Raw genomic sequence first — 24,032 nt, 5'->3', positions numbered from 1 at the left:
ATGTTATAGGCGGAAGCAATCGAGTAGCCGATGGTATATCTCTATGGCTTCTTCCATCTCTTTTATCATGATATACTCATCAGCAGTATGCGAACGTGATGATTTACCCGGTCCCATTTTTACCGATGGGAAATTCATTAATGCTTGGTCGGATAACGTTGGAGAACCAAAAGGAACTCTGTTGAGCTGAATGGCTCTTTGAACGAAAGGGTGCACCATGTCAATACGCGAAGAATTTAACCTGAAAGAGCGCGCTTTGGCTTCACAAGAAATATTCCTCTCAATAATCCTGAATATTTCCTCATTTGAATAAAGTTCATTACTTCTTACATCAACGACGAATGTACATAGATCGGGTATGACGTTGTGTTGTGTTCCTGCATTAATTTGTGTCACACTCATTTTGACCGGACCTAGCAGAGGTGATTCTTGGGGAAAGTGGAAGTCACGAAACCAAGCTATGTCATTCAATACCTTGTATATGGCATTGTCTCCCTCATTGCGGGCAGCATGTCCGGCTCTTCCTTTTGCCGTTACATCAACTACCATCAAACCCTTCTCGGCTATAGCCGGATGCATCTCCGTTGGTTCTCCTACAATAGCTAAAGAAATAGGAGGCAGAGCCGGTAATATGCTTTCAATGCCATCTTTTCCTGAGATTTCCTCTTCACAGGATGCCAAGAAAATCAGGTTATAGGGTTGCTCTTTGCGGCAGAGATCCAAAAATACCTGTAGTAATGTTGCCACACTTGCTCCTGCGTCATTGCTTCCCAAACCGTATAATTTCCCATTTTCCTCGCGGGGGGTGAAAGGATCTTTTCTCCATCCGTTTACCGGTTTAACCGTATCAATATGAGAATTGAGCAATAAAGTGGGTTTTTCTATTTTGAACATAGGGCTTAAACACCAAACATTGTTGCCTTTACGACCAGTTTGCATGCCAACTTCTTCTATATATTTTTGCACAAAATCGGCTACTTGATTTTCTTCTCTGCTAATAGCGGGAATGCTGATTATAGACTTCAAGAAGCTTACAGCTTCTGCTGTCATGGTTGCGTAATCTGTTGTCATTGTTACTTGTTTTGTTGCAAAGATAATTAAATGTATTGTAGTATTAACATTTAATTCCAAATTAAACTATACCTTTGTGTCTCAATTTTAAAAGAGAAAAGGTATGACTAATCATCATCTGTCTGCTCTGGTTCATCATCAAGCAGAAAAGTACGGAGAAAAAATAGCCTTGAAATATCGTGATTACGATACGGCACAATGGGTATCTGTTAGTTGGAGCAACTTCTCGGATATCATCAAGAAAACAGCCGATGCTTTTGTAGCATTGGGTATTAGAGAGGAAGAAAATGTTGCTATCTTTTCTCAAAACAAACCTGAATGTTTTTATGTTGACTTCGGAGCGTTTGCAAATAGAGCTGTAACCGTTCCACTTTATGCAACCAGTTCGTCTTCTCAGGCACAATACATTGTTAATGATGCCGAAATTCGTTTCCTTTTTGTTGGAGAACAGCTTCAATATGATGTGGCTTTCAGCATCCTTTCATTGTGTCCTTCGTTGCAGAAGATAGTTATATTTGACCGATCAGTGGTGAAAGACCCCAGAGATATTGCCTCTGTCTATTTCGATGAATTTATTCAGACAGGAGAAGGGCTAACTCATTATGATACGGTGGAAGAACGTACGAAGCGAGCCTCTGAAGATGACTTGGCTAATATTCTTTATACATCCGGTACAACGGGAGAACCTAAAGGAGTGATGATTCATCATTCTTGTTACATGGAGGTATTTCGCACCCATGATGAACGCCTGAAGACAATGACTGATCAGGACATCTCGATGAACTTTCTTCCGTTGACTCATATTTTTGAAAAAGCCTGGTGCTACTTGTGCATACATAAAGGTGTGCAGATTTGTGTGAACCTTCGTCCGGCAGACATACAGACAACCATCAAAGAGATTCGTCCCACATTAATGTGCAGCGTTCCTCGTTTCTGGGAGAAAGTATATGCAGGAGTACAAGAAAAAATAGCCGAAACAACAGGTTTGAAAAAATCTTTGATGCTTGATGCGATTAAAATAGGTAAAATACACAATGTAGACTATCTACGAGTAGGTAAGACTCCTCCTTTACTTGTTCAGATGAAATATAAGTTCTACGAGAAAACCATCTATTTGTTGCTGAAAAAAACCATTGGAATAGAAAATGGTAATTTCTTTCCTACAGCCGGTGCTGCTATCTCGGATGAAATATGCGAGTTTGTACATTCGGTTGGGATTGATATGCTTACCGGCTATGGATTGACCGAGTCGACTGCCACTGTATCTTGTACATGGAAAACCGGTTACGAGATAGGTTCCGTGGGGGATGTGATGCCTGGATTAGAAGTGAAAATTGGCGACGAGAACGAAATACTTCTTCGTGGTAAGACCATCACGAAAGGATATTATAAGAAAAGTGAAGCCACGGCCGCTGCAATTGACGCCGAAGGTTGGTTTCATACGGGCGATGCTGGCTATTTCAAAGATGGCCAATTGTATCTTACCGAACGCTTGAAAGATTTGTTTAAGACATCTAACGGTAAGTACATAGCCCCTCAGGCATTGGAAACGAAACTTGTTGTTGATCGCTATATTGATCAAATAGCCATTGTTGCTGATCAGCGTAAATTTGTATCGGCTCTCATTGTTCCCGTGTACGGTTTTGTAGAGGAGTATGCCAAACAAAAAGGCATTGCTTATCAAAGTCGGGCCGATTTGCTTGAAAAGCCCGAAATAATTAACTTGTTCAAAGGTCGTATTGATACTTTGCAGCAGCTGTTTGCACACTACGAACAAATTAAACGCTTTACTTTGTTGCCGGAACCATTCAGCATGGAGCGCGGAGAATTGACCAATACGCTTAAACTTCGCAGGGCAGTTATCTCCCGAAATTATAAAGAACAGATAGATAAAATGTACGAAGAATAATAGAAATAAAAAACGGCTGCTTCATTTAGCAGCCGTTTTTTTATTTCTATGAAGTTACATACTGATTAATAACCGAATATATCTTCCGTGGTCAGTCTGATGATAGGTCCTACTTCTTTCAGTTTCTCCAAATCAAGCTCTTTCTCATCGCCAAGAATACAATAAGTATAGGTGCGATTCTTGATCCATTTATTCTGAAAATTAACTATGTCTTTTAGTGTCATAGTCTGCACGTCATTATACAATTTAATGCGGCTGTCTTCTTTCAAGCCAAGGTCTTGCGCAGCAATAAAAGACCACAATACTTCGTCCTTAATAATACGTTCAGTTCTTAAACGCGCTATCAGTCCGTCTTTTGCCAATTTAAATGCCGCTTCCGACTCAGGCATTTTGTTGATAATATCGTTAAATACCTTGATTGCGTCAATCATCTTGTCATTCTGAGTTGCAATCTGAGTACGAAACATATAAGGATACTTCAGGTACGAGGGCTGTATGATCCTAGCGTTGGCAGAATAAGCAAGTCCCCTGCTTTCACGCATTTCCTGGAAAACAATGGAATTCATACCTCCGCCGAAATATTCGTTATAAAGGTTCAATACCGGTTCCATACTTGGGTCAAACTTCTCTCCTCTGTTTGAAATCTGGCTCATGTATATCTGTTTAGCCTCATAAGGAGCAATAAACACCTTGGTCTGATTGGTCAATTCCATCTTAAACTGATCGTTGGGTACAATTTTTGTCAATTTTCGGGGAGTATTGTGAAGCTTGTTGATGGTAGCAAGCAATTCTTTTTCGCCACTTGGCCCATAATACAAAATGCGATGCTCGTAACTGTTTTGTTGGTGTATTCTGTTAATGAGCTCTTGCGGATCCATGGCTAACAATTCTGCCTCTGAAAGCAGATTAGTAGCAGGTGATTTAGCTCCCCAAATACCATAATTTACCAATCGGTTGAAGTTTTGCGCTTGGTTTAATTTGGCATCTTTACGGGCTTTGATGATGTCTGCACTCAGGTTTTTGTAAGTATCCTTGTTCACTTGTGCGTTGGCCATTAACTTTTCAAAAAGAGCCATAGCCTCAGGTAGGTTCTCATTCAGACCTGATAGTACAACATACGTACGTTCGTTGCCCGGCATAACTCTGAATGTACAAGCTAAACGATAAAACTCACTTTTTATCTGCTCCGCTGTCATATCCGGAGTGCCCAAGTAAGACATGTATTGGAATGCAATACCTAGAGCCTTATCATTGTTATTGCCCATGTCAAACAAGTAGAGCAATTGGAAAAGATCATTGCTTGTGTTTTGTTTGTATAGTACAGGAATACCCGTTTTAGCTTTCAACTGTTTTAAATCCGTTGTGAAGTTTAAGAAGACCGGGCTCATTGGTTCTACTTTACTTTCTTGTATCTCTTTCAAGAAGGGGCTTACGGCATCGCGATTCATTACTATCGGTGTGATGGCAGGTTTCGACATTTTCTTTTCATTCGGATCCTGTCCGCGTTTCTTGTAAATGACGGCGCAATTATTCTCGTTCAAGTATTTATTGGCAAAAGCAACAATTTCAGACTTAGTAAGTTTTGACATGCGTTCTAAAGCAGTCACTTCATCAGCCCAATTACTACCGTTGATAAATGAATTAACAAACATTTGAGCACGTGATTCATTTTTCTCGAGCTGTTGCATTAAGCCCAGCTTGAAATTGTTGATGTTAGCTTCGAGCATTTTTTCATCGAAGTCACCGGCACGCAACTTTTTAATTTCCTCTAGCAGCAAGCCTTTTACCTCATCGAGTGTTTGCCCCTGTTTAGGACGACCCTGCATTAAAAGCACACTATAATCGGCCATGTCGAGCGGATAGCAATAAGCCGACAAGGCCTTTTGTTGCTGATTAATGTTCAGGTCAATCAATCCGGCTTTGTCATTGTATAATATCTGAGAAACAATCTGTAACGTTTCGTATTCCTTGCTGGCAGCTCCCGGGAAACGCCATGCCAACGTGATATTTTCAGCATCCGGACCTAGTATCTCTTTGACAACCGGAGCAGTCAGCGCTTCTTCTTTAGCTAAATTCAGCTTGGGTAAGCTCATGTTAGGCTTCATGTGCCCGAAATACTTATCAATGGTGACAATCATCTTGTCCGGATCAAAGTCGCCCGACAGACAGATTGCTATATTGTTAGGTACATACCAAGTTTTTTTGTAATTCTTTATGTTAGTGATGGATGGGTTCTTCAAATCCTCTTGTGTACCTAAAACAGTTTGCGTTCCATACGGGTGGTGAGGGAATAAAGAAGCCAAAACGGCCTCGTATACTTTTCTCGGATCGCGGGTGAGCGACATGTTTTTCTCTTCGTAAACCGTTTCCAACTCAGTGTGGAAACCACGTATTACATTGTTTTCGAAACGATCGGCTTGTATCTTAGCCCAGTTTTCAATTTGATTGGAAGGAATGTCTTCGGTGTAAACCGTCATATCAAAACCGGTATATGCATTGGTCCCATTTGCCCCGATAGCCGCCATTAGCTTGTCGTACTCATTGGGTATAGCAGCTTTTGAAGCCTCGTATGACAAACTGTCGATTGTGTGATAGATGGCTTTACGCTGCGCTTCGTCTTTCGTTTTGCGATATACCTCAAATTGTTGCTCTATGGCATCCAGTAGCGGTTTCTCGGCAGCATAATTTTGTGTTCCAAATTTCTCGGTACCCTTAAACATCAGGTGCTCAAAATAATGAGCGAGTCCGGTTGTTTCAGCCGGATCATTTTTTCCGCCTACGCGGACTGCAATAAACGTTTGGATACGTGGTGTTTCTTTGAATACAGTCATGTACACCTTCAATCCGTTATCGAGAGTGTAAATACGCGCATTCATCGGGTCATTTGGAACAGTCACGTAGCGATAATCTTTTTGATTGGCGCTACTATAGCCGGTAAAGCACAATAGTGCAACCAGCAAGCAGAATAGTTTGATACTTTTCTTCATAAAATATATTGTAAATTAAGTTGTTACGACAAAGATATTTATTAATTCATAGAAATGCTGTTTTTATGCTGCTAAAAAAATAGTTATATTTGCAGCGAGAATAAACAATTAAATTTTATTTATGATTACAATTGAACAACTTAAAGACGTGAAAGAGCGCACTGATGCGCTGAGGAGGTACCTTTGACGTCGATGGCAAGAAAATACAAGTAGAAGAAGAACAACTCAGGACTCAGGCTCCCGGATTTTGGGATGATCAGAAAAAAGCTGAAGCCCAGATGAAATTGGTGAAAGGTTTGCAAAAGTGGATTGACGGTTATCAGGAAGTCAAAACACTGAATGATGAGTTGGAGTTATCTTTTGATTTTTATAAAGACGAGCTGGTAACAGAAGAAGAAGTAGACCAGGCGTATGCCAAAGCTCTGGAGACTATAGAGAATCTGGAACTAAAAAATATGCTTCGTGAAGAAGCTGACCAGATGGGCTGTGTGCTTAAAATCAATTCGGGCGCAGGTGGAACTGAAAGTCAGGATTGGGCTTCTATGCTGATGCGTATGTATTTGCGTTGGGCAGAAAGTAACGGCTACAAAGCCAGCATATCGAACTTACAAGAAGGAGATGAGGCCGGAATAAAAACCTGCACCATTCAGGTAGAAGGCGATTATGCCTACGGTTATCTGAAAGGAGAAAACGGTGTGCATCGGTTGGTGCGTGTTTCTCCGTACAATGCTCAGGGTAAACGAATGACTTCGTTTGCATCCGTATTTGTTTCTCCTTTGGTTGATGATACCATTGAAGTTCAGATAAACCAAGCCGCTATTACCTGGGATTTATTCCGATCGGGCGGTGCCGGTGGACAGAACGTGAACAAGGTGGAAACCGGTGTGCGTTTGCGTTACAAATACAAAGATCCTGAAACGGGTGAGGAAGAAGAAATTCTGATTGAAAATACAGAGACTCGTTCTCAGCTCGATAACCGTGAGAATGCCATGCGACTTTTGCGTTCGCAACTGTATGATAGAGAGTTGCAAAAACGCTTGGCTGAGCAACGGAAGATTGAGGCCGGAAAGAAAAAGATTGAATGGGGATCGCAAATCCGGAGCTATGTTTTTGACGACCGCCGTGTGAAAGACCATCGTACAAACTACCAAACCTCTGATGTAAACGGAGTGATGGACGGAAAGATTGACGATTTTATCAAAGCCTATCTGATGGAGTTTTCCTCGGAAGGAGAGAACGAATAACGAAACTTCCTGCTGCCTCTTTGGGCAGTAGGAAGTTTTCTTTTTTAAGGTGTTGCTTTTTCTAAATTAGTTAGTATATTTGGAACAACAAAGCAAAGATAGTTTGCTGGTTTTGTTGAACTTAATATAAATCATCACTATGAACAGAAGTCGTAAACTAAAGCACACCAAACAAGAAGAGATGCAGGCCAACCGCGTTTTGAAGATGCTATTTCTGGCATTATTCATTTTAGCACTTGTCCTGTTAGTCAGCTTCTCATTTTTTGCCTGATTGACCGGCTAGTTTTTCATGCTGACAAGCTTGCATGAAACTACAAATGCTTGTCAGCATGAAGATTTTATAACAACATTTACAATGAAAAAACAGTTTATTGCTTTTTCCGCATTACTTATGCTGGCTGCTGCCATGAAACTACAGTCGGCAGAGCCTGAAAATTCTTTAGTTAGTAAATCCTTGTCGGTACAGTCGGCCGATGAAAAGTTCAAATTGTCATTTGGTGGACGGATACAAGCCGATGGCGCTGTTTTTGTTGGAGAAGACTACCAGCCTTTGGGCAACGGGGTGGGTTTTCGCAGAGTGCGACTGGGAGCTACCGCAACTTTTGGTGATCACCTTTCCGGCAAGATGGAAGTTGACTTTACCGATGGCGGCTTTTCGCTGAAAGATTGTTTTGTGAAATACGACCTGCCACATAGCCTCAGTGTCAAAGCTGGCAATTTTAAGGAAAGCTTTGCTATGTCAGCCATGACCTCATCGGGCGATTTGATGTTTATGGAGAAGGCGAATGTGGTCTCTGCCTTCGCCCCTGAATATCACATGGGAGTGCAAGGAGAGTGGAGGTCAGGCTCATTTATGACAGCGGCCGGAGTTTACTTTAGAAGAATAAACGGTAGCAAAGAAAAAGACTATTCCGAAACCAATAATAAAGCAGGTCAGGACGAAGGCATATCATATACGGCGCGTGCCGTATGGATGCCCCTTTCCCCGGACAAGACCAGAGGGTTCCATTTGGGCGGTGCGCTCTCGTATCGCACCCCGAAAACAACAGTGGGTTCACTAATGCCCAACACAGTTCGTTATAGCACTACTTCATTATCATACATTAATAAGATTAAGTTTTTAGACACTGCACCTATTACGAATGTTGACAATGATTTGCTGGCAGGTTTAGAACTGGCGGCATTCCATAGACAGTTTCGCATGCAAGGCGAGTATATTCTGAACCATACCCATCGTAGTGGCGATTTGAGTACGGAGAAATTCAACGGCTTTTATATACAAGCAGGCTACCTGCTCTTTGGCGGACAACAGAAATACAGTACTTCCAGGGGAGCGTTTACGCAACCCACGCCCGGCAAAAGTTGGGGCGATTTGGAACTAGCTGCTCGTTTTGACCGTATCGACCTGAACGGAACTCAGGTAAAAGGAGGCTCGGCCAACGGACTGACTCTGGGATTAAACTATTACGCTACCCGTAACCTGAAGCTGCAACTCAACTACTCATACGTTGATAATGATAAATATGCCGATGCCTTTAACAGTGCGGCAGTGGGTTACAACAGTTCGGGTGAAAAGGTTTACGACGGCGAAAAAGTCGATGAAAACAGTGGAAAAGGAGGAAATGCTTACGGAATTCTGGGACTTCGCATGCAGTTAAACTTCTAAATATTGAACCATTCAAAGGAAATGATATATGGCGCAAGAGATAGAACGTAAGTTTTTGGTTCAGGGAGAGTACAAATCGTATGCATACGCCCACAGCCACATTGTTCAAGGTTATATCAGCAGTGCGCGTGGACGCACTGTTCGCGTGCGTATTCGCGATGAAAAGGGTTATTTAACGATCAAAGGAGCTTCGGATACTGCCGGAATGAGTCGTTATGAGTGGGAGAAGGAAATTCCGCTTGATGAGGCCCGTGAACTAATGACACTTTGTGAACCGGGTGTGATTGATAAGACACGCTATCTCGTTAAGTCGGGTGATCATGTCTTTGAAATTGATGAGTTCTATGGTGATAATGAAGGACTTGTTATGGCCGAAGTGGAATTGTCCCAAGAAAACGAATCGTTTGTAAAGCCCCATTTCATCGGAGAGGAAGTAACCGGAGATATTCGTTATTATAACTCACAGTTAATGAAAAAGCCCTTTAAAAGTTGGTGAATTGTTTTGTTTCGAACAATACCACTTCACAACTGTTATCAACATACTAGCATCTAAGCACGCTTCATGGAGAAACTCTACAACTACTTCCCGGCAGAATTGGTTACCTTTGTGTTGGTTACCCTTTTTTCTCTTCTAATCGGACTGAATCAACGAAAAATCAGTCTGAAACGTGAAGGGGAGACTACCCTTTTCGGAACAGACAGAACCTTTACCTTTATTGGTATATTAGGGTACCTTCTTTATATATTAGATCCCTCTGAAATGCGTCTTTTCATGGGTGGCGGACTTATTTTGGGACTGTTGTTGGGCATCAACTACTACGTGAAGCAAGCCCAGTTTCATGTGTTTGGAGTTACCACCATTATCATTGCGCTAATTACATACTGCCTGGCACCGATTGTATCTACCCAGCCGTCTTGGTTCTATGTCATGGTAGTCGTAACCGTGTTGCTCTTTACCGAAATGAAGCGCACGTTTACCGAAATAGCACAACAGATGGAAAATGACGAGATAGCCACCTTGGCGAAGTTTCTTGCTATCAGCGGTATTATACTCCCCATGCTTCCCAACGAGAATATCATTCCCGAAGTGAATCTTACCCCTTATAGTATTTGGTTGGCAACAGTAGTTGTGTCGGGCATATCATACCTTTCTTACCTGTTGCGCCGTTATGTTTTTCGCGAGTCGGGCGTACTGGTGTCGGGAGTGATAGGCGGATTGTATAGCAGTACAGCTACCATTTCCGTGCTGGCCCGCAAAAGCAGAACCGCCCAACTTAATGAAATATCCGAATACGTAGCAGCTATGTTGCTGGCTGTGAGTATGATGTTTTTGCGTTTCCTCATTCTTATTCTGATATTCAGTAAGGATGTCTTTTCTATTGTATATCCCTATTTGCTTATTATGGCCGTTGCGGCAGCAGCCTCTGCCTGGTTAACTTATGCACGTGACAAGCATCGCCAGAAAGCAGGCCAGCCAACCAGTGAAGAAGAAAGTAGCAGCAACCCCCTCGAATTTAAAGTTGCGTTGATCTTTGCTATTCTATTTGTTGTATTCACGTTGCTTACTCATTATACTTTGCTTTATGCCGGAACCGGCGGATTGAATCTTCTTTCGTTTATTACCGGCTTGAGTGACATTACACCCTTCATTTTGAACCTGTTGCAAGGTACCGGTGGGGTGGCTACTTTGGTAATAGCGGCTTGTAGCATGCAAGCAATTATCAGTAACATTGTGGTTAATATGTGTTATGCTATCTTCTTTTCGGGTGCACGCAAAGACCTCATCCCTCGAATTTTGGGAGGTTTCGGAACTGTAATAAGCATCAATCTCCTCCTGCTTGTTATTTTTTACTTTATCTGGTAAGATATAAGATCTGCTTATTTAACATTAAAAAGGAATAGGTTTTGTTTAATTAACGAGCAAACTGTTGTAAGGTATTGGTTATCATGTACTTTTGCGCATTGTTAAAATAAAAAAGATACTTATGAAAAACAAGACTTTCTTACTATTGCTGATACTTCTTGTATCATCTGTTTCACGGGCGCAAGCACCCAAAAATCCTCTTTTTATAGTCAAAGGTCTACTGCTGGATTCCATCACTAAAGAAGCCGAGCCGTATGCAACCTTGAAAATTGCTAAGAAAAACTCTCCTCAAAAGGCTGTAAAGATGGCTGTGACCGATTTGAATGGTAAATTCTCTGAAAAGCTATCAGAACCATCTACTTACATTCTTACAATCAGTTCGGTAGGTAAAGCAACAGTGCAGAAGGAGTTTACACTCACTGAAGAGTTAAAAACCATCGATTTAGGAACACTTTTTGTGAGTGACGCTACAAACGAACTAAAAGGAATAGAAGTTGTGGCGCAAAAGCCATTAGTGAAAGTCGATATTGATAAAATTGAATACAACATACAAGATGACCCCGATTCCAAAACGAATACCGTCATAGAAATGCTTCGAAAAGTTCCTCTGGTAACGGTTGACGGAGAAGATAACATTCAGGTAAACGGAAGTAGCAACTTTAAGATACACGTAAACGGCAAACCCAATACCATGATGAGTAGTAATCCAAAGGAAGTATTGAAAAGCATGCCTGCAAACTCCATCAAATACATTGAAGTGATTACCAACCCGGGCGCAAAATACGATGCCGAAGGAGTGGGAGGTATCCTCAATATTGTAACTATAGACAACCGTGGAGTGGAAGGGTATACCGTGACACTGAGTGGGAGTGCCCGAAATACAGGTGTTGGTGGTAGTGTGTACGGAACGGTGAAGAGAAATAAACTTACAGTAACGGGGAACTATAACTACAGCCTTAATAGTTCTCCTAAAAATTATAGTTCTGTTCTTCGTGAAGATTATACTGGAAAAACACGACTCACAACCGATAATGCCAATGATTACGACGGGAGCTTTCAATACAGTAACCTTGAAGCTAGCTATGAAATTGATACACTACGCCTGCTTTCCATGTCTTTTGGATTGTACGGAGGTGGTAATGATAGTAAAGGCGATGGTTTTACGCAAATGACAACGGATGCAGGATTGCCTGTGTATAAATATGTAGCTAGAAATAAGTCGGACGGCTCTTGGTATTCCATCCGCGGAAATATAGATTACCAACGTATGTTTTCTGTGAAGGATCGTATGCTGACCTTTTCTTATAAAATTAATACGGAACCAGAGAGTTCAGATTCTTATGCTTACTACTCGGACATGGAGATACCAGATGAGTGGAAGCAGCGTTTGGCGCTTGAAAACCGTCGTTCGGACGGAGAGACCAATACCACAGAACATACTTTCCAGACTGACTATACTACGCCTTTAGGCAAGATGCATACGCTTGAAACCGGTGCGAAGTACATTATACGTAATAATGTGAGTGAAAATAACGTTTCTCTGGCGCAAGGCGGAACGGATGATTATGCTTACAACGAAAAAAAGAGCAGTCATTACGAGCACTTAAATAATATTTTGGCTATTTACGGAGGCTATTCCTTTAAATACAAGACATTGTCGGCCAAAGCAGGACTTCGTTATGAGTATACTAGTCAGGAAGTGAATTACCTGGTAGGTACCGGGAGCGATTTTAACTCTTATTTGAGTGATTGGGTTCCTTCGGCTAGCATGGGTTTAAAAATAGGTCAGACTCAAAATCTAAGTCTCGGTTACAATATGCGCATTTGGCGCCCCAGTATTTATTTCCTTAATCCTTATGTTGATGACAGTAATCCGAGTGCCATTAGCTATGGTAATTCGGAATTGAAAAGTGAGAAAAGTCATGCTTTTAATCTGTCTTACAGTAATTTTACGGCTAAGCTCAGTGTAAACCTTTCGCTACGCCATAGCTTTAACAACAATAGCATAGAGAATTATAGCTTCATAAAAGATGGCATCCTGAACTCAACTTATGCTAACATTGGTAAGAGTCGCACTACCGGCATGAGCGCATACATCAATTGGAATGCTTCGCCTAAAACACGTATTTATGTGAATGCCAGCGGCAATTATTCCGATTACAGAAGCCCTTCTCAGAATCTGAAAAATAATGGTTGGTATGCTTTTGCATACGGAGGTGCACAGCATACCTTTCCACTCGATATTCGTTTAAGTCTGAACCTGATGGGTTCTACTCCTTACATTAGCATTCAAGGAAGAGGCAGCAGTTATTATGATTACGGATTGAGCTTGAACCGTTCCTTTATTGACAAAAGATTGACGCTAAGTGCATTTGCTTATAACTTCCTTAAAAAATATACAGATTATTCCAATTCAATCAGTTCGGCCAGTTTTTCGCAAAATACCAACAGCAGCTATTCACGCATGCGTTACGGGTTCAGTGTGAGCTATCGCATTGGCGAGTTGAAAGCCAGTGTGAAAAAAGCGGCAAGAACCATCAATAACGATGACGTGAAAGGCGGCGGTAGCTCCGAAGGAGGTGGCGGCGAGAATTAGTAAAGTGCTATTTCAAGGGCTTTACCAGAGACCAGTGTGTGTGAATGATTTTCCATTTGCCGGAAGTCTCCAAGCGGTAGACTTCCGTGCAATTCCATTTGTGCACCTCTTCCTTGTAGTAAGAAATGAAATTGTAGGTTAAAACGGCACAGCCGCCTGCGGCCTGCACAACCGGACGTATAAACTCATATCGGTCAATTTCAACTTTGCCTCTGATGGTCTCGTAAAGTTCCTTTAATTTGTCAATACCTTCCAGCTTTTGTTCCAAGAAAGGATCCATGTACACAACATCATCGGTAGATAACTCAATGAATCCATCGGGATCTCCTTTTGCCCATCGATCCATAGCAGCTCTTTCGAGTGCTATAATTGTTTCTTCAACAGGTTTATTGTCGGCTACAATCTTGTTTCCGACAGGTAGCAATAAACATAAAAATAATAACTTTCGTAAATTCATAATACTTCGTTTTTAGTGATGCAACAAAGATACAGTCCCGAAGATTTTAAATAACTGACATAATAAAGGCAAAAATGGTACTTTTTATGGTTTTTCTTTTCTTCTGAACTCACCAGGTGTTTTCTTTGTCAGTTTTCTAAAGAAACGAATGAAGTAAGAAGTATCCTCGAAGCCAAGTGTCATGCCGATTTCGTTAATGCTATGATCCGTGTACAATAATTGCTTCTTTGCTTCAATTAGCAGAGTATGCTGAATGTGTTTGGTAACCGGAATGCCTGTGTCGTTTTTAACCCGTTCGTTGAGATAATTGGGCGTAATGCACAGTTTGTTGGCATAGAAACTAGTTGAATGATGCACCCTGCCTTTTATGGATAATAACTCCATGAACCGGTCCGTGCAGCTTGTTACTATATGATTGGGCTGACAAGGTATTTTTTCAGAATAGATTCTGTCCAGATATTTAAGCACCTGATACAAAATAGCGCGGAGTAGGTGCTTGTCTTTATGTTGATAATTACTGATTTCCTTTTTAATTTGCCCCAATAGCTGGCAGATGAGTAGATATTCTTCCTCGTTGAGTGAAAGCAATGCCCGATTTCCCTGCGCATTGAAGAAAGCAATATTCTTTAGAAAATTCATATCGTTAAAAAACGTCAGCAGAAATTCTTCTTCGAATATCAGTGCCACCCCGTCTTTAATTCCCTTTACATCCCATTGTCTGTAATCTCCGGGGCGGGTAAAAATCACGTCACGGGTCTTAACCGGGTATTCTTGTTCGTTAATAGAAAAATGTCCTTCCCCTTCGGTAATGAATGTTATGTCGTAATAGGTGAGCCGGTGCAAAAGCTTTTGAGGCAGGTATTTTTTGATATCCTTCAGCGCCACAATATCAATAAGTAGCTCTGCTCCATACTTTGTTTTGTGGAAATTATACTCGGGTATAGCATTGGGTAAGGTCATAAAATGATGCCGTTTTATGTTTTGCTGCGCAATTTATAAAAAAAATGAAGTAATAATCCTGGTTTTATTGAATATAATGCTAAAGTTCTATTTATTGGTTCTATAATTCTATTTTATATAGTGGAATCGCTATATATTTGCTTTATCTAAAACTAATTTATTGTAATACTATGAGAAGATTTATTGTTTTTCTATTATTTTTTATGTTCGCTATTATTGAAACCTTTGCGCAATGGAAAGCTGTAGGAAGTAGAATTAAAACGGAATGGTCTTCTCAGGTTGATCCTTCAAATGTTCTTTCTGAATATCCTAGACCCATCATGGAACGGGATAAATGGAAAAATTTAAATGGTTTATGGAACTATGCAATCATTAATAAAGGCGAATCTCTACCTATTAAATTTGAAGGAGAGATTCTTGTACCTTTTGCTATAGAATCTTCATTATCGGGAGTTGGAAAACTAATTACAGAACAGCAGGAGCTTGTTTACCAACGATATTTTGAGATACCTTCATCTTGGAAAGGAAAATCTATTTTACTACATTTTGGCGCTGTTGACTGGAAGGCTGATGTATGGGTTAACAATATTAAAGTGGGCAGTCATACTGGTGGCTTTACCCCATTTTCATTCAATATCACATCTGCCATTTTAGCAAAAGGCAAGAATTGTGTTGTGGTTAAAGTTTGGGATCCTACAGATAAATCATCTCAACCACGAGGAAAACAGGTGAGTAAGCCAGAGGGAATTTGGTATACGCCTGTTACTGGTATTTGGCAAACAGTATGGATAGAACCTGTTTCTAATGCATACATCGAAGGTTTACATATCACTCCTGATATTGATAATCACTTGCTTATTGTAAAGACAGAGTTGGAAGGAAGCATTAATGCTGATGTAATAGAAGTAGAAGTTTATGATGATGAGAACTTGATATTAACAGAGAAAAGTATTTATTCTCAGCCCGTAGAGATTGTAATGCCTCAAAATGTAAAGTTATGGAGTCCGGATTCACCATTCCTTTATAAATTGAAGATTCGTTTGAAGAAGGGTAACGAAATACTAGATGCTGTTGAGAGTTATGCAGCGATGCGCAAGTATTCTGTACGTCGTGACTCTCATGGTATTGTTCGTCTGGAGTTGAATAATAAAGCATTATTCCAATTTGGAACTTTAGATCAAGGTTGGTGGCCCGATGGACTTTATACAGCACCAACAGATGATGCCATGTTGTATGATATAAAAAAAACAAAAGATTTTGGATTTAATATGATTCGAAAGCATATTAAAGTAGAACCTGCTCGCTGGTATACACATTGTGACAGACTTGGTATTATAGTTTGGCAAGATATGCCTAGCGGTGATAGCAATCCTCAATGGCAAAATCGAAAGTATTTTGATGGCATTGAAATGAAACGTTCATTATCATCTGAGGCTATTTATCGTAAAGAATGGAAAGAAATAATAGACTGTCTATATTCATACCCTTGTATTAGTACTTGGGTACCATTTAATGAAGCATGGGGACAGTTCAAAACAGCTGAAGTTGCGGACTGGACGAAACAATATGACCCCACCCGTTTAGTAAATCCGGCCAGCGGTGGGAATCATTATACTTGTGGAGATATTCTTGATCTTCACAATTATCCGGCACCTGAATTGTATCTTTATGACGCTCAACGGGCAACTGTACTTGGCGAATACGGAGGTATAGGTTTAGTTTTAAAAGATCATGTTTGGGAACCTGATAGAAACTGGGGATACGTGCAGTTTAATTCTTCAACAGAAGCAACTGATGAATATATAAAGTATGCTGAAAAGCTTTATCGACTTATTGAGAAAGGTTTTTCTGCTGCCGTTTACACCCAAATAACCGATGTTGAAGTTGAAGTGAATGGCTTAATGACATATGATCGTAAAGTAATAAAACTAGATGAAGAACGGATTAAAGAGTGAATTCTCGTATTTGTAATGCGTTAGAAAAATAATTTTTTGAAAATGACTATATGATATCAAAAATGGTAAGATTATTCCTTTTTTTGTTCATAATGGCTTCATTGCCTTCCTATGCGCAAAATAATATTCATTATTATTTTAGAACTTTAGATATAAGAAACGGGCTCTCTCAAAATACTGTTTATCAGATTCTACAAGATAAAAATGGTTTCATGTGGGTAGGGACCAAAGATGGTTTGAATAGATATGACGGCCTTTCTTTTCGGGTTTATAAGAAGGAAAATTCAACCTTAGGAAAGAATTTTATCACGGCACTTTATGAAGACCATAAAGGGAATATTTGGGTGGGTACTGATGGGGGAGTTTATATCTATAACCCAAAATTGGATTCTTTTTCAGCTTTCAATCAAGTTAGTAACAGCGGAATATGTATAAAAGATTTTGTGACTATGATAGGAGGTGATGAACACAATAATATTTGGATATCAGTAGAAAATCAAGGCCTATTTTCCTATCGTGATGTTGGTAAGGAGTTGACTAATTATTTGGGGAATTCAGGTTTAGCCAATGTGACTCGTTTTTGGCTTAGTGGAAAGACCTGTTGGCTAGCTTTATATGCTGATAATCTTTACTATTCAAAAGATAATTTTAAAACAGCTTTAAAACCATTTAGAAATTCTGAAGGGGAAGAAATATTTAAAGGTGACATAATAAATTGGCAAGTAAATGGACCGCATAATTGTGTTTACGTTGCTTCAGTCAATGGCTTAACTGAAATAAATCAGACAAGCGGTAAAACCAGAAGGCTATTGAATGCATACGTTCGTACGCTACAGTTTAAATCAGATGATGAGTTGTGGGCAGGAACAGAAACCGGCTTATACATTTATAACTTAACAAGAGATGTGTTAACTCATGTGACGGTTCCCAATCAAGATGATTCTTATGCATTATCAGATAATGCCATTTATTCTCTTTGCCGTGACAAAGAAAACGGTATGTGGATTGGTTCATACTTTGGAGGAGTCAACTACTATCCCTATCAATGGACTTATTTTGAGAAGTTTTATCCCAGAGATGATTTGAAACATTTTGGTCGTAGAGTTCGAGAAATTTGTGAAAGTAATGATGGGACATTGTGGATTGGAACAGAAGATAAAGGTTTGTTTAACTTTAATCCAATGACAGGTAAGATTGAACCTTTCGAACATCCTGCGATTTATAAAAACGTACATGGGCTCTGCTTAGATGAAGATGAACTATGGGTTGGAACTTTCTCGGGGGGCTTGAATAGAGTGAATTTACGAACAAAGCAAGTTAAACACTATTCCAAAGGTGATACTGAAAACTCAATGATGGCTAACGATGCTTTTACAATTTGTAAAACAGCCTCAAAAGATATTTGGATAGGAACAACCTCAGGCTTACTAAAATACAATCGAAGTACAGATGATTTTATGCGCATTCCTCAACTTAGAAACATGTTTACTTATGATATATTAGAAGATTTCAATGGTAATCTTTGGTTTGCTACTTTCTCTAATGGTGTATTTTGTTATAATGTACGTAACCGTAGATGGAAAAATTATCAATTTGATAAGAATAATCCTTCTTCATTGCCTTATAATAAGGTTATAGGTATTTATGAAGATAATAAGAAACGTTTATGGTTTATGACTTTAGGCGAAGGTTTTTGCCGATATAACCCTCAGACAGACAATTTTACCCGCTACAATATGTCGCAAGGATTTCCTAGTAATACCATTTATGAAATGATTGATGACAACAAAGGGAATTTATGGATTACAACAAATAATGGCTTAGTCTGTTTTAACCCGGAAGCAGATACTAAACGAGTATATACAACTGCAAATGGCTTGTTAAGTAATCAATTCAATTTTCAATCGGCATTTCGTGATAAAAAAGGACGCATTTACTTAGGAAGCATAAATGGATTTATTGTTTTTGATCCTGAGACATTTGTCGAAAATAGTTTTCTTCCTCCTATCGTTATTACTGATTTTTATTTGTTTAATAAACGTCTTTCAGTAGAGAGTCCAGACTCTCCTCTGAGAGGCAGCATTACATATTTGGACGAAATAGAACTTGACGCTAATCAGAATTCATTTTCTCTTCAAGTTGCTGCACTAAGCTATCAGGCTCCTGAAATGAATCGTTTAGAATATAAATTGGAAGGGTTTGACCGTGAATGGTATGCTGTTGGACGCAATTCTATTATTAATTATTCAAACCTGCCTTACGGAACTTATGTACTTCACATCAAAGGCTCTAATAGTGATGGAAAGTGGAATGCGGTAGAGAAAATTTTAAATATACGTATTCGCCCGCCATTTTATTTATCGCCGTGGGCTTATGCTGTTTATATTATACTTACTCTTTGCTCTTTGTTGAGCCTTATTGTGTTTTTTAGAAAAAGAACACGGCAAAAACATGTTCAAACAATGGAGAGGTTTGAACGTGAAAAGGAGAGAGAATTATACACCGCAAAGATTGACTTTTTTACGAATGTAGCTCATGAAATTCGTACTCCACTTACATTAATTAAAAGTCCATTAGAAAATGTTTTGACTTCTCGTTCTATTTCTGAGGATATAAAGGATGATCTTGAAATAATGGATCTTAATACTAATCGCCTGCTTGACCTAGTAAATCAGTTGCTTGACTTCCGTAAAACAGAGACACAAGGTTTTCAATTAAACCTTATAGAGTGTAATATTCCTGATATTTTGCAGAAAACATATAGGCGATTCAAACCTATGGCAAGACAGAAAGGTCTTGAACTTACTGTTGATTCTCCCGAAACATTATTTGCTTCTGTTGATGAAGAGGCCCTGACTAAAATAATTAGTAATTTGCTTACTAATGCTATTAAGTACTCTGATAAGCAAATATGGATTAAGCTTTATGCTGAAAACAGTGAACTATATTTATCGATGTGTAATGATGGGAATATAGTACCGTTGGAAATGCGTGATGAAATCTTTAAGCCATTTATACAATATAAAGCGGGAGTGCTGAATACGGCTTCTGGTACTGGCATCGGATTGGCTTTGGCGCGCTCTTTGGCTGAATTACACGGAGGAACGCTTCGCATGAATAATTCTTTAGATAATAATTGTTTTTTGTTGATGCTTCCGCTTGAGCATGTTCATTCAATGAATATCAAGATCAATAAAACAGAAGCAGATGAAGATAATTTGAAAGAATACGCATTACAAGTTCAGACCGGAATGTTCCGTTATACATTGTTGGTCGTTGAGGACAGTCTTGAAATGCAGGCTTTTATAGTCAAACAATTATCTTCTGAGTATCAGGTGTTGACGGCAGAAAATGGTGTAGAAGCGTTGAAGATTTTAGAAGAAAATACGATCAATCTTGTTATATCAGATATTATGATGCCTGAGATGGATGGACTAGAGCTGTGTGAACGTTTGAAGTCCGAACTTGATTACAGTCATATCCCAATTATTCTGCTTACTGCTAAAACAACTCTTCAGGCAAAGATTGAAGGGATGAAACTAGGTGCTGATGCTTATATAGAAAAACCATTTTCAGTTGAGTACCTAAAAGTTTGTGTCTCTAATCTTTTAAATAATCGGGAGAAACTCCGGGCTTCATTCTTGCATTCTCCTTTTGTACAAACTAATAGTATGGCCATGACCAAAGCTGATGAAGCTTTCCTTAAAGCATTAAACGAGATAGTTATTGCTAACTTGCAAAATCCCGATTTCTGTTTAGATGATATGTCTAGTCTGCTAAATATGAGCCGATCAAGCTTAAACAGAAAAATAAAAGGTATTTTAGATATGACTCCTAATGATTATATTCGTCTTGAACGTCTCAAAAAAGCGGCCCATCTTTTGAATGAAGGTGAGTGCAAGATTAATGAAGTGTGCTACATGACCGGATTTAATACACCGTCTTATTTTACTAAATGTTTTCAAAAACAGTTCGGTGTCTTACCTAAAGATTTTGTGAAATAACAAACGGATTGATTACAAAGATAGAACAATTGAGTCACATATCGTAGTATGCCCGACAAGAGGCGTTTTTTGGATTTATAGTTGTATAGATTGATAGGATATTTGCATCTTGTTTTATTAGATGAAGATATCTTTGAATCCGAAAAACCAATCAAATTGTGATACTATGAACCAGAAGCCTATGACGTAAAATTCCAATCAAGTACCTGTCTCTAACTAAATTATAAAGACAGGATTCTTTTCTCAAAATTGTAACCCAAAGCGGAATCAGTTTTCCGCATAGTTCAAAATCTAATTCTATAAAGATGATCAGGAAAATTTTATTCTTATTATTTGTTGTTTCCGCAGTTACAGTCTACGCACAAGAAGTGACGATTACGGGTACTGTAACAGATGTAAATAACGAGCCCTTGACAGGTGTAAATGTCATTGTCAAAGGTACTACGATGGGTGCTATTACTGATGTTGAGGGGAATTTCTCCCTTAATGGAAAGAAGGGCAGCATACTTGTTTTCTCCTATATCGGTATGCTTAATAGCGAACTACCCTACAAAGGCAGTCCAATGCATGTTGTGATGAAAGACGATGCAAAGACATTAGAGGAAGTTGTCGTTATTGGATATCAAACCGTGAAAAAGTCAGATTTGACGGGAGCTGTAGCTGTTGTCGATACCAAGGAAATGAAGAAGAGTGCAGCAGGAACAATTGTAAGTCAGTTGCAAGGTTTGGCTAGTGGAGTGAATGTACGTAGTACCGGTAGAGCGGGCGCAGATGCCTCCATTGAAATCCGTGGTATAGGATCTTTAAGCAACAACTCTCCTTTATGGGTTGTTGACGGAATGATAACAGATCCGGGTGTGGACTTCAATCCTTCGGATGTAGAGTCTATTCAAATTCTAAAAGATGCTTCGGCTGCTGCAATTTACGGTTCAAGAGCTGCTAATGGAGTAATCATTGTTACTACTAAGAAAGGGACGAAAGGCCCGATGAAAGTGAATGTAAGTGCCAAGGAAACATTTGAATGGAGTCCGAAATATGATTTGATGAATGCGGCAGAATACATTAAATATAATGATATTGCTTATAAAGAAGCAATTAAAGATGGTATTGCTTCTGTTACAACTACTCAACAACATTCATCTTATGACACTAACTGGCAGGATGAAGTTTTGAAAACGGCTTTGGTTCAGGACTATAACGTGTCACTCTCTGGTGGTGGCGATTCGGGAAGCTATTTCGTGTCGGCCGGATACTATAATAATGATGGCGTTTCTTATGGAAATACTTTTGATCGATACAGTTTCCGTGTAAACACGCAAGGGAAAAAAGGCTGGTTCTCTTTTGGCGAAAATATGGCTTATTCACTTACAAATACAGATCCTAATCAGACAAATACATATAATGATTTCCTGCGCATGATGCCTACTATTCCCTTGTATGATGAAAATAATCCCGGAGGATATGGCTACGGTGATGCTGCTAAGTATAATACATTTGGAACAAACCCTATTGCGCGTGAAAATCTGGAAGAACGTCATATCAGACAAAACCGACTGAATGGCTCTTTGTGGTTGGAATTCAAACCTTTCGATTTTCTGTCTTATAAGTTTAATGGAGGAATTGATCTTTATTTCTATGAAAACTCATGGTTCCGGGGAGAAGGAAACTGGACTCAGAATCAGGAACATCGTGATCCTGAAGGGCAAAAAGCTCGTGACAATACTTATAATATGTTAGTGGAGCACACGTTGAATTTCAATAAAGATTTTGGAAAACATCATATTGATGCAGTATTAGGTACAACATATCAAAAGCACGAGTGGGAAGGTTTGTGGGCTTCTCGTTTGAACTTTCCTCTTTTAGGTGATGGTAGCTATCTTGAAGTTTTGAATGCCGGACAAAGTAATCAACAAAATTCAAACAGTATTAGCAAGAATGCTATGATCTCTTATTTGGGGCGTGCCAATTATAATTACGATGATAAGTACTATCTGACTGCAACTTTTCGGCGCGATGGAACTTCACGTTTAACCAAGGAAAATCGTTGGGGAACATTTCCTTCTTTTTCTGCTGCCTGGAGAATTTCAAAAGAGAAATTTTTCAACTTACCTTGGGTGAATGATTTAAAAATAAGAGGAAACTGGGGCCGTTTAGGAAGTTCTTCCATTGGTGACTGGGATTATTTGGGAACCATAAACCAAAGTATTGTAACTGTCTTTGGCGGAGCGGTGGTTCCCGGGTCTACTCAAGTGAAAATAGTAAACAGTGGACTTGTTTGGGAAACAAAAGAAACCATCAATATCGGTTTTGATGCTAGTTTTCTGAAACAGCGTCTTACACTTAGTGCTGAATATTATCATTCAAAGACGAAAGATGTACTGACAGATATGCCAATAGCAATATCTACTGGTAACCAAGGAGGAGCTCCGAAAGCCAATGCTGCTAGCCTTAAGAATCAGGGCTTCGAATTGAGTCTTGGTTGGAGAGATCAAATAGGAGATCTTAAATATAGTGCAATAATGAATGTTACCACCTTAAGCAATAAGGTCATTGATTTAGGTTACGGAAAAGGACAAGTCGATTCAGGGCAAGCCAGAACCGTTCTTGGACAATCTTTAGCAGAGTTTTATTTATACAAGACTGATGGCATTTTTAAGTCACAAGAGGATATTGATAATTACATCACTTCGGGAGGGCAACCAATACTTATTAATGGTAAACGTCCTCAGCTTGGAGATGTGAAATATATGGATGAAGATGATAATGGCCAGATAACTGCTGAGGATCGTCAATTCTGTGGAAGTCCGTGGGCAAAGATGCAACTATCACTTGTACTTAATGCTGAGTGGAAAAACTTTGATTTTAGTCTGATGTGGAATGGGCAATTCGGAAATAAAATTTATAATGTAGCCCAATGGCAGGGACGTTTATTCTCTGATAATTCCAATTACATTCGCTTTAAGAAAGGAGAAGAACCTTATCAAGTCAATCCTAATTCAAATACACCTCGTATCATTTACGGAGATCAGCGTAATTCTATGGATGCCGACCGGTTCCTTGAAAATGGTTCTTATCTCAGAATGAAGAATATTTCTGTGGGTTATAATTTCAAGAAAGAGTGGCTTACTAACTTGGGGATTGAGAAACTACGCCTGTTTGCAACCGGAAGTAACCTGATAACATTTACCGGATATTCAGGTCTCGACCCTGATTTCGTGAATACGAATATATGGAACAGTGGAACAGATAGTTTTTCATATCCTAATACTCGTTCTGTTATGTTCGGTCTTGATTTGACTTTTTAACTTATCAATTTAGC

12 protein-coding genes and 1 pseudogene are annotated in these 24,032 nt (G+C 39.4%); 9 read left to right on the top strand and 4 right to left on the bottom strand.

The window, feature by feature from the left end:
* Positions 1-3 precede the first annotated feature (3 nt).
* Complete coding sequence (locus tag ACKPCE_RS03290; RefSeq protein ID WP_319504187.1) at positions 4-1,071, bottom strand: M20 family metallo-hydrolase; 1,068 nt, start codon at positions 1,069-1,071, stop codon at positions 4-6.
* A 103-nt stretch (positions 1,072-1,174) separates the two neighbouring features.
* Between ACKPCE_RS03290 and ACKPCE_RS03285 the strand changes: the two genes are divergently transcribed.
* Positions 1,175-2,980, top strand: a complete 1,806-nt coding sequence (locus tag ACKPCE_RS03285; protein WP_024995371.1) for an AMP-dependent synthetase/ligase — start codon at positions 1,175-1,177, stop codon at positions 2,978-2,980.
* Positions 2,981-3,045: 65 nt separating this feature from the next.
* Here ACKPCE_RS03285 and ACKPCE_RS03280 read toward each other — a convergent pair whose 3' ends face one another.
* Complete coding sequence (locus tag ACKPCE_RS03280; RefSeq protein WP_319504186.1) at positions 3,046-5,967, bottom strand: M16 family metallopeptidase; 2,922 nt, start codon at positions 5,965-5,967, stop codon at positions 3,046-3,048.
* Positions 5,968-6,088: 121 nt separating this feature from the next.
* Between ACKPCE_RS03280 and prfB the strand changes: the two genes are divergently transcribed.
* The 5 genes from prfB to ACKPCE_RS03255 all read left to right on the top strand — a co-directional run bounded on the left by prfB (position 6,089) and on the right by ACKPCE_RS03255 (position 13,337).
* A protein-coding gene (gene prfB, locus ACKPCE_RS03275; protein ID WP_319504185.1) for a peptide chain release factor 2 occupies positions 6,089-7,211 on the top strand; the annotation gives its coding sequence in 2 pieces (ribosomal slippage) (positions 6,089-6,151 and positions 6,153-7,211; 1,122 coding nt in all).
* Between the two features lie 355 nt (positions 7,212-7,566).
* Complete coding sequence (locus ACKPCE_RS03270) at positions 7,567-8,877, top strand: OprO/OprP family phosphate-selective porin (RefSeq protein ID WP_319504184.1); 1,311 nt, start codon at positions 7,567-7,569, stop codon at positions 8,875-8,877.
* A 28-nt stretch (positions 8,878-8,905) separates the two neighbouring features.
* The gene (locus ACKPCE_RS03265) at positions 8,906-9,373 is read left to right on the top strand and encodes a CYTH domain-containing protein (RefSeq protein WP_024995366.1); all 468 of its coding nucleotides are present in this window, start codon (positions 8,906-8,908) and stop codon (positions 9,371-9,373) included.
* A 66-nt stretch (positions 9,374-9,439) separates the two neighbouring features.
* The gene (locus tag ACKPCE_RS03260) at positions 9,440-10,741 is read left to right on the top strand and encodes an MgtC/SapB family protein (RefSeq protein WP_308764602.1); all 1,302 of its coding nucleotides are present in this window, start codon (positions 9,440-9,442) and stop codon (positions 10,739-10,741) included.
* A gap of 121 nt (positions 10,742-10,862) precedes the next feature.
* Positions 10,863-13,337, top strand: coding sequence for a TonB-dependent receptor (locus ACKPCE_RS03255; RefSeq protein WP_319504183.1), 2,475 nt, complete (start codon positions 10,863-10,865; stop codon positions 13,335-13,337).
* Between the two features lie 7 nt (positions 13,338-13,344).
* On the opposite strand, the gene ACKPCE_RS03250 is transcribed toward ACKPCE_RS03255, so the two are convergent.
* Together ACKPCE_RS03250 and ACKPCE_RS03245 are read right to left on the bottom strand one after the other, a co-directional pair.
* Positions 13,345-13,794: a YybH family protein gene (locus tag ACKPCE_RS03250; protein ID WP_319504182.1), complete on the bottom strand. Its 450-nt coding sequence runs from the start codon at positions 13,792-13,794 to the stop codon at positions 13,345-13,347.
* 84 nt (positions 13,795-13,878) lie between these two features.
* Positions 13,879-14,754 (bottom strand): helix-turn-helix domain-containing protein, encoded by an 876-nt coding sequence (locus ACKPCE_RS03245; RefSeq protein WP_319504181.1) that lies wholly within the window; start codon positions 14,752-14,754, stop codon positions 13,879-13,881.
* A gap of 170 nt (positions 14,755-14,924) precedes the next feature.
* On the opposite strand from ACKPCE_RS03245, the pseudogene ACKPCE_RS03240 reads away from it, so the two are divergent.
* The 3 genes and pseudogenes from ACKPCE_RS03240 (at position 14,925) to ACKPCE_RS03230 (ending at position 24,018) form a co-directional block, all read left to right on the top strand.
* Positions 14,925-16,741, top strand: a pseudogene (locus tag ACKPCE_RS03240) (glycoside hydrolase family 2 protein).
* Positions 16,742-16,759: 18 nt separating this feature from the next.
* Positions 16,760-20,713, top strand: coding sequence for a hybrid sensor histidine kinase/response regulator transcription factor (locus ACKPCE_RS03235; RefSeq protein WP_319504180.1), 3,954 nt, complete (start codon positions 16,760-16,762; stop codon positions 20,711-20,713).
* A 305-nt stretch (positions 20,714-21,018) separates the two neighbouring features.
* A complete protein-coding gene (locus ACKPCE_RS03230; protein ID WP_319504179.1) occupies positions 21,019-24,018 on the top strand; it encodes a SusC/RagA family TonB-linked outer membrane protein in 3,000 nt (999 codons plus the stop codon).
* Positions 24,019-24,032: the final 14 nt, after the last annotated feature.

The sequence above is a fragment of the Bacteroides graminisolvens genome, assembly GCF_963666085.1.
Lineage (GTDB): Bacteria > Bacteroidota > Bacteroidia > Bacteroidales > Bacteroidaceae > Bacteroides > Bacteroides graminisolvens.
Note: the sequence above shows the minus strand (reverse complement) of the source record. Positions and strands in the feature narration are given on the sequence as shown.